The organism is Halobacillus sp. BAB-2008, from assembly GCF_000328325.1.
Classification (GTDB): Bacteria; Bacillota; Bacilli; order Bacillales; family Halobacillaceae; genus Halobacillus.
In genome coordinates, this window is record NZ_ANPF01000086.1 from 1 (window position 1) to 4264 (window position 4264).

General features: G+C 46.0%; 4 protein-coding genes. All 4 read right to left on the reverse strand.

Going from position 1 to position 4264, the window contains the following annotated elements:
• Positions 1–93: 93 nt before the first annotated feature.
• Positions 94–600 carry a hypothetical protein gene (locus D479_RS17465; protein ID WP_008639659.1) on the reverse strand — a complete coding sequence of 169 codons (507 nt, stop codon included), beginning with the start codon at positions 598–600 and terminating at the stop codon, positions 94–96.
• 97 nt (positions 601–697) lie between these two features.
• Positions 698–1414, reverse strand: a complete 717-nt coding sequence (treR, locus tag D479_RS17470; protein WP_008639660.1) for a trehalose operon repressor — start codon at positions 1412–1414, stop codon at positions 698–700.
• 24 nt (positions 1415–1438) lie between these two features.
• Positions 1439–3124, reverse strand: a complete 1686-nt coding sequence (gene treC / locus D479_RS17475; protein WP_008639661.1) for an alpha,alpha-phosphotrehalase — start codon at positions 3122–3124, stop codon at positions 1439–1441.
• A 27-nt stretch (positions 3125–3151) separates the two neighbouring features.
• Positions 3152–4264, reverse strand: a 1113-nt coding sequence (locus D479_RS17480) for a PTS transporter subunit EIIC (protein WP_008639663.1), incomplete at its 5' end; no start/stop codon positions are given.

A 4264-nucleotide genomic window follows, 5' to 3' on the forward strand; every position in this document is an offset into this window, starting at 1 on the left:
CCCCTAATCCTATACCTATATAAACATTTACCTCTACCCTGACCCGGTAGAGGTCTTTTTTTCATGAAAAAAATCAGCAGCGCCGGGACAGCACTACTGATTTTGGAAATATTTAATGAAAGTTTTATAAGGATAAGTATGCTCCAGCGGACGGAAAGGCATCTTATTATTTTCTTCATTTATTTTCTGGGCATCAATGTCTTCATAGGCTTGGCCTTGGATCTGATGTTCCATCGTAGATTTAAGATCATTCATGATGCCTATGACCCGCCTGTTTTTTGTTTTCGTATATACGATTTCATCTGCCGCCCTAAGCATTTCTTCCCCAACAGACTCGTCAATTTCAAGCAGTTGAAATAGCTGCTTGAGCGAACCTTTAATGACGGTGTCGAGGTGGTCGAATTGCGGCTTTCTCAATCCGAATAAGGTCAGGTTAAGGCCTGTCGCATTGTTGACAAGGATTAAACATTTCCTGCGGTTGAAAGTAACCAGGTTCGCATGCCATTGATGGATTTCAGGTACTTCTTTATATGCTTCTACGTCCTGGATCGGCTTATCTATCTCATTCTGTAATTTCTTTGTCGCTCCGATAACGAACACTTTCTCCACCCCTTTCTCTCGTGTGCCTCTATTCTAACGCTTTCTGTAAGAAAAACAAAGAAGAACCGTTGCGGTCCTTCTTTGCATCATGTTTTATTTATAATTTGGTACGTCTGGCAAAGTCAACGAATTGAAACTTATCCGGACGGTGTCTGGACTCTGTGTACTGAAACACCGTTGCATCCGCCAGATAGACGTAACTGCGGATCACGACAACTTGCGGATGTCCGGCTAGATCCAGATAGCTTTCGTCTTCTTTCGTAACCGGCTCGACAACAATCTCCTTTTTAGCGAAACTGATGACAAGACCTAATTCGTTTTCCAAATACTCGTATAGGGAACGTTCGGCTGCTTCCTTCGTCAAATCCGGAACGATGTCTTCACGAAGGAAGTCTTTATCGAGAATAATCCTCTCTCCTCCTACTTCCCGCGATCGGACAACCTTCCACAGGTTGGTTTGCTGAGGACAGTTCAACCGCTCCCCCAACTCCCCCTGTCCACTGATACGCGCCAATTCGTGAACAGACGTATGGAAGGTCTGCCCCATCTGATCGGCAAGCTCCTTGAAGCTCGTCAATCCGGAAACAGGAAATTCGAATTTCCCGTGATCGAGTACGACAGATCCCTTCCCCCGCACTTTTTGAATATAGCCGTTTTGAGCAAGCAGGTGCAAAGCTTTTCGGATTGTCTCTCTAGATGTCTGGAATTCATCTGTCAGCTCGTGCTCGGAAGGAAGGGTATCCCCTGGAGTCAACACTCCACTTTGAATTCTCTCCGCCAATTCACTGTAGATAACAAAATACTTGTTTTTCATCGGTCTTCACCGTTCTTTACTTAATTATATATCTTTCCAATAGTAAACTACCGACTCATATGGACGAAGTTCCAGTTTTTCATCAAGTGCCGGAGCATTCTCATAATTGTTTACCAACACTTCGGATTGTCCTGAAGTTTCTATATCATCCGGAAGAACAAAATCAACGGATTCCCCGTAAAAGTTGTTAACGACCAATAACCGTTCTCCGTTCCACTCCCGCAGGTACGCAAACACACGATCATGTTCCGGAGAAATCAGGCGGTAGTCTCCATGAGTAATAATATCATATTCTTTCCGCAGACGAATCAGCTCTTGATAGTGTTGGAAAATAGATCCTTCCTCTTTCATGGCTTTTTCTGCATTGATCGTTTCATAGTTGTCCGCTACGTCAATCCACGGCGTCCCGTTCGTGAAACCTGCATTCTTTTCTGCCGTCCATTGTACCGGCGTACGGGAATTGTCACGCGACTTCTGCTGAAGAATCGCAAGGATATCTTCCTCTTTGTACCCTTCCGCTTGGAACGCTTCGTACATATTCAAGGATTCCACGTCTCTGTAGCGATCGATAGAAGAGAAGCCGGGGTTCGTCATTCCGAATTCTTCCCCTTGATAAATGTAAGGAGTACCCTGCATCATGTGAATTGTCGTTGCCAGCATTTTCCCGGATTCCAACGGATAATTCTGCTCGTCTCCAAACCGGGACAACACACGGGGCTGGTCATGGTTACACCAGAATAATGCATTCCATCCATTCCCTCTGTGCATCTCTTCCTGCCATGTGGAGAGGATGCTCTTGAGCTCATGAAAATCAAAGTCCGCCACGGTCCATTTCTCCCCGTTTGGATAATCCACCTTCAGATGATGAAAGTTGAAGGTCATACTCAATTCATTCCGCTCCGGGGCTGTATAGTTGATGCAGTGGTCAATCGTCGTCGAAGACATCTCACCGACCGTCATAAGGTCATAAGGACGAAACACTTCTTTATTCATTTCCTGCATATATTCATGCACCTTCGGCCCGTCCGTGTAAAATTTACGACCGTCTCCTGGCGCGATGGTACCATCGTCATTCGGAAACTCCTGATCTTTGGATATGAGGTTGATAACGTCCAATCGGAATCCGTCGATACCTTTCTCCGCCCAGTAGCTCATCATATCATAAACATCTTTTCGAACAGCTTCCTTTTCCCAATTGAGATCTGCCTGGGTAACATCAAACAAGTGCAGGTAATATTGGCCTGTCTCCTCTTCATATTTCCATGCACTGCCTCCGAACTTGGACTTCCAATTCGTAGGTGCCCCGCCGTCCACAGGGTCCTTCCAAATATAATAATCCCGATAAGGACTGTCCTTGGACATCCGGGATGCCTGGAACCACTCATGCTCCGTGGACGTATGGTTCACGACGATGTCCATAATAAGCTTCATGCCGCGGTCATGCGTTTCCCGCAGAAGTTGATCGAAATCTTCCATCGTCCCGTACTCTTCGTGAATATCATAGTAATCACTGATGTCATAACCGTTGTCGTTCTGAGGGGATTTGTACATAGGTGTCAGCCACAGGACATCGACTCCAAGCTCTTTCAAGTAATCGAGCTTTTCAATAATTCCTTGAATATCACCGACTCCGTTTCCAGTCGTATCACGAAAACTCTTTGGATAAATCTGATAGACGACTGCTTTCTTCCACCATGGTTGTTCATTCATGATAACACCACCGATTCTTTTTCATTTTTAAACGTCTTGCTTCCGTTTTGCATACAAGTAAGTTCCGACAAGCGGCAGCACGATGACGATTGCCATACCAATGAGGAAGTCTCCCCAATACTCCGGGATGATGGAGAAGATACCCGGCACTCCTCCGACACCAATCGAGCTTGCCAATACACCTTGAGATGAAATATATAAACCTGCAATTGCCGAGGATGCTATAGCGATAACGAATGGATATTTAAATCGTAAGTTCACTCCGAATAAAGCTGGTTCTGTAACGCCAAGCCAAGCAGATATACCGGAAGACACACCAAGACCCTTCAGTTTATCATCTTTCGCAGCGAGCCAGATGGCAAAAGCAGCTGACCCTTGTGCAATATTAGATAGAGCGAGCATCGGCCAGAGGAATGTCCCTTCTGTACTTCCTACCAGCTGAATATCAACAGCCAGGAATGTATGGTGCATCCCCGTGATGACGAGCACTCCGTATAAACCACCATAAATCAATCCGCCAAGCCAAGCAAAGGAGTTAAAGATGGAAACAAGACCATCTGTAATCGCATTCCCTACGGCGAACGTTACCGGCCCGATAATAATGAATGTAAGGATACCTGTTACTAATAGTGCTACAGGGCCGACAACAAGCAGCTGAATACTGTCTGCCACCCGCTTTCTAAGGAATAATTCAATTTTCGTCAATAGATAGGAGGCAGCCAAAACCGGCAGTACTTGTCCCTGATAACCGATTTTGTCGATTTCCCACCCGAATAAGTTCCACGTCGGGACATTTCCTTCCGTTACAGCGTCCCCGTATGCCCAAGCACTTAAGAGGTCGGGGTGAACAAGCACGAGACCGATAACAATACCAAGGATGGGACTCCCACCGAACTTCTTGACAGCTGACCAACCAATGAGACCCGGCAGAAAGGCGAAAGCCGTATTCGCAATGATAAAGATCATGTTAGCAAGGCCGGACCACTGCGGGTACACATCGATGATGGACTGGTCATCCCAGAAGATTCCTGTCGCTGTCAGAATGTTATTGATTCCGAGCAGTAAACCCGCTGTTACAATTGCCGGTAGGATTGGAATGAAGATATCCGCCAGCGTCTTGATGGCACGTTGCAGCGGATT

Excerpts from the sequence above, each read along its gene's own strand:
- treC (WP_008639661.1), bottom strand. The coding sequence starts at position 3,124 with ATGAATGAACAACCATGGTGGAAGAAAGCAGTCGTCTATCAGATTTAT.
- treR (WP_008639660.1), bottom strand. The coding sequence starts at position 1,414 with ATGAAAAACAAGTATTTTGTTATCTACAGTGAATTGGCGGAGAGAATT.